The following is a 778-nucleotide window of genomic DNA, read 5'->3' as shown; positions in this document are numbered from 1 at the left end:
AGAAAAGATTATCGAATCGATCGACGAACGCTTCGGCACACTTGTTCCTATCATTGGCGGCTCTGCAGCAGATAACCACATCGAGGGAAAATGGTCAGTGATTACAGCGCAAGGCCATGAAAAGCAAGGGATTAGCCTCACACTATTTTACTCCTCTAATCCCGTTGATATTGCTTTTAGTGCAGGTCACACACCAACCAACATCAAAGGCATTGTTTCCAAAGCAAAAGGACGGTGTTTACTGGAAATAGATGGTGAATCAGCACTAGATACTTATCGAAAGTGGACTCGTCATCAAGAAAACCTAACTAGCAAAGAAAACCTACTCTTTACCAACTCCAGCGCTTATCCCTTGGGAAGAGTTGCCGGACATTTGTACGATAGACCTTATTACAAGCTTTCCCATCCAATACGTGAGACCGAAGATGGGGGGATTGAGCTATTTACCCAGATTTCGGTAGGAGAAGAGCTTACTTTGATGAAAGGGAGTAGGGAGCATTTAATCGCTCGAGCGGCAAAAGTCGTGAATGCTGCATTTAACCAAAAATTAGAAGAATCTCGAAAAATTGGTGTCATAAATATATTTTGTGCAGGACCGATGTTGCACTTAATGCAAGACATGAATAGCGTTTGCGAACAAATTAATCAGGAACTGGAACACTTGCCATTTATATGCCCATTTACCTTTGGTGAGCAGGGAAGATTTATCGGCGGCGAAAATGGACATGGAAACTTGATGATCTCATCAGCGATTTGCCATAAACCTTATGAAAGATAA

At 42.3% G+C, this 778-nt stretch carries 1 protein-coding gene; it reads left to right on the top strand.

Translation table 11 applies throughout. The features are described 5' to 3' along the window. Positions 1-778: FIST signal transduction protein (locus R7Z50_RS26680; protein ID WP_318149639.1), on the top strand; the 778-nt coding region annotated here is incomplete at its 5' end.

The sequence above is a fragment of the Vibrio sp. 1249-1 genome, from assembly GCF_033340495.1.
The sequence above is the reverse complement of the archived record's forward strand: the minus strand, read 5'-3'. Positions and strand labels throughout refer to the sequence as shown.